We start from the raw sequence: 2,568 nt of genomic DNA on the forward strand, positions 1-2,568 counted from the left end.
AAGGTTTAACAATTCGGCAAAAGTAATAAAATATACGGGCCTTACTAAAACATCCCCAGTATTAGAAGAAAAGTTCTCCATTGAGAAGGTGCAAAGCATTTGCTGTATCGCAGCCACAATTGCTGTTGTTTTTCCGTGACCGGGCTCCCCTGTAATAACTAACCCTCTGCCACTAGAGGCCTTTCCAGAGGCTCGGATAATATCTCCCATAGACACTAGCTCAATCCAGTCCCTAATGCGCTTTAAACCCGTTTTAGGGGCATCCTGGCAGTCGTCTAAAGACCACCCAATATACTGATTTGGGATTCCGGCAAGTTGTAGCCACGTACGGCGACGTATAGGCAGTTCCTCTGGCTTGTACATTACATCCCCCGCTTAGCCCAAAACTTGTCTTCAACTTCTGAGTCTTCTTCATTAACCTTTGGTAACTCTATCAACATTTTGGCGTCATGTAGGAGTTGAGGGAACATTTTTAGAAAGAGTCTCCAAAGGTGCTCTGGGTCTGAGTACTTACCAAGGTCGATCCGAACAAAGAAAGCGTCCATAACTTTCAGCTCAACCTCGCCGTTAGTTCCGTATTTACGACGGGTGTTCCCCATAGCCTGTACAAACTTGCTAGCGTTAACATTCCAAGGTTTAATGTGCATTGTCCAGATACGATTTGAAAACTCTTGACATACATGCTTTGGTAGCCAGTTAGCTACTGGAATATTGCTTCTGTACAAATTATTCTTTTTTACAACATTTGCTTTGTTAGTTTCAAACTCTTCTTGTTTGCGTTTAGAAGCCTTAGTAGATTCTAAAATGGCTTCGTCTTTGTCCATAGAACTGCCGTCCTTAAATACCCCACCCCAACCAGTCATATCTAACCCTATCACTCTTGTTTCTTCCTTCTCTCGAACTTCAGTTCGAGAATTTGCAAAACTACTAATACAATTAGTAATTAAGCTATACAGCGTATTAGCTAATTGGCTATTGTGCTGACATAGCTGTAACAGAAGTTCCCTTTTGGGACTCCCATTAAGGTACGACTTAGTTACGTATTTTCCGTTTACTACCTCCCTTGTAGTTACTATTAAACCTACTTTTCGTAACTCACGCAAAACGGGAAGAAAAACCTTCCTGCCCTCACCCATCACAACAGCAAGCCTATCTGCTGATATCGTGTCACCGCTCTGAACTAGGTACACGTATACCCATAACACTCTAGACAACTTCATTTATTTTCATCTTTCTTCATCTCTTCAACAACGGCTTTTGCGATTAATTTTGCAAAAGCGGATAAGGCCTCGGCAAGAGCAAAAACTTCATCATCTACTTCTTCGTACTCATCCAAAGGGGCTTCCTCCTCATCCTCCTCTTCTTCTTCAAACAAAGCGGGATGTTTTTCTTTAGCAGTTGTCGCTTCCACTTTCGGCATATCCGGTGTTTCTACTTTTTGTATGTTTTTTGAGTAATCAACTTGCGTCAACCCATCTGTTAAATCAAAAATTGGAAACCCAACGTCAGAGGCTGCTTTTACAATGTTTGCAGTTTCCATATCTTCATCTGACCACAACATAAACACGACGGGGTTTGAGCCCTTCGCTGACTTTAATGCATCCTCTACCGGACTCTTAGAGTGACTAACAGTTGCAGGAGGTAGGCCCGCTGAAATAAACCCGTCGTTTGCAAACACTACTATTTCATAATTATTATCTTTCGCAAATTGAGCAGCAAAAACTTGACCTTGACTTGCTTGGTTTTTAAACGCTAATACAATTACATTTTTATCTTTTTTATTAAAAAAGTAATCGTCTAAAAGCGCTTCTACGTTAGCTCTACTGGTGTCTCCAGATCCTAGAACTAGTATGTGGTTATCATTTGGCATGTTGCCTCCCTTAAAGGAAGAAGCATACACACTTTTATCTTTCTGTCTTAACAGCCCTTACTACGGCGGGTTGGTATGTAGAAACCCTAGATCCTATAGCTATTAGGAGCGCAGATATAAAAGCACTCGAAACTGTGTAAATTATGAATATACGAATTGATGATATGCCTATTAACCCAGCGCCACCCGCAGACAAAACTAAAGCAGCTATAGCTTTTACTAACCGCAAATCCATAAAGTTTTCAATTAACTCAAAGACTTGGTCTAGTACCGTCAGCCAAAAAGCGGCAAAACATGAAATTAATAGTAGGTCTAACATAAGACCTGAGTATACTACGTTTTTGGTTGAGCTAAGTACACCGTAAAGGTTGTGCCAAGGGTTAAAAAGTCTTTTAAAGCAATCTTTAAACGCTCTTCTACCGCAACTCTATTAACATAAAAATGAGACCTAGAATTGTCCGCAACCCCGCCCTCCCAATATAACTCATCAGGCGTTGCTAGTCCGCTATCGCCATCAAAGTAAGAAAGTACAAATGGGGTTTTTTCAAACATAGCGTGGTCTATGGCTAGATAATCGTTAGCAGCAGTTGGAACCCAATTAAACTCAACTTTAGCTGAGTAACAATTTGTTGGCGAAGTGCCTGTTACGGAAGCCTGAACCCATTCTTGATTAATATTTAAATTAGAACCTGTTTGTG

The 2,568-nt window shown here is 40.9% G+C and carries 4 protein-coding genes; all 4 read right to left on the reverse strand.

Features of this window, described 5'->3' with window-relative positions:
* The coding region (locus ACILQR_RS16650) for a hypothetical protein (protein WP_395652475.1) at positions 1 to 363 on the reverse strand (363 nt) is incomplete at its 3' end.
* Positions 363 to 878 carry a hypothetical protein gene (locus tag ACILQR_RS16655; protein ID WP_395652476.1) on the reverse strand — a complete coding sequence of 172 codons (516 nt, stop codon included), beginning with the start codon at positions 876 to 878 and terminating at the stop codon, positions 363 to 365. The genes ACILQR_RS16655 and ACILQR_RS16650, both read right to left, overlap by 1 nt.
* 338 nt (positions 879 to 1,216) lie before the next feature.
* On the reverse strand, positions 1,217 to 1,870 hold the full coding sequence (locus ACILQR_RS16660) for a hypothetical protein (RefSeq protein WP_395652477.1): 654 nt from the start codon (positions 1,868 to 1,870) through the stop codon (positions 1,217 to 1,219).
* Between the two features lie 333 nt (positions 1,871 to 2,203).
* On the reverse strand, positions 2,204 to 2,568 hold a 365-nt coding region (locus ACILQR_RS16665), incomplete at its 5' end, for a hypothetical protein (RefSeq protein ID WP_395652478.1).

The sequence above is a fragment of the Brevundimonas sp. genome, from assembly GCF_044239655.1.
Classification (GTDB): Bacteria; Pseudomonadota; Alphaproteobacteria; order Caulobacterales; family Caulobacteraceae; genus Brevundimonas.

Bases quoted from the DNA above. Each gene is read 5' to 3' on its own strand.
- ACILQR_RS16660 (WP_395652477.1), bottom strand. From the start codon at position 1,870: ATGCCAAATGATAACCACATACTAGTTCTAGGATCTGGAGACACCAGT.